General features: G+C 42.6%; 1 protein-coding gene. It reads right to left on the bottom strand.

Going from position 1 to position 303, the window contains the following annotated elements:
• Nucleotides 1-303, bottom strand: a 303-nt coding sequence (locus ACNKXV_RS14115; RefSeq protein WP_417908351.1) for an HAD family hydrolase, incomplete at both ends; no start/stop codon positions are given.

Raw genomic sequence — 303 nt, 5'->3', positions numbered from 1 at the left:
CTGAAGTTTCTATAAGTTCTATTTCGTTCCTTTCCGCATACTTCACAGTAGCCTGAGCCAACGGATGTTCACTGTTCGTGTTCAGACTCGCAATAATTGCTGTTAATCTTCCTGAAGTATATTCCGAAGAGACCGAAACTACTTTATCCACACATGGCTTACCTTCTGTTAGGGTTCCGGTTTTGTCGATTATGAGCGTATCCACCTTATTTAGCCGTTCCAAGGATTTTGCATTCTTTATTAATATTCCATTACCGGCACCGCGACCAATTCCAACCATCACAGACATTGGAGTTGCCAGAC

Source organism: Christiangramia aquimixticola (genome assembly GCF_048285835.1).
In the GTDB taxonomy this organism is placed as follows: Bacteria; Bacteroidota; Bacteroidia; order Flavobacteriales; family Flavobacteriaceae; genus Christiangramia; species Christiangramia aquimixticola.
Note: the sequence above shows the minus strand (reverse complement) of the source record. Positions and strands in the feature narration are given on the sequence as shown.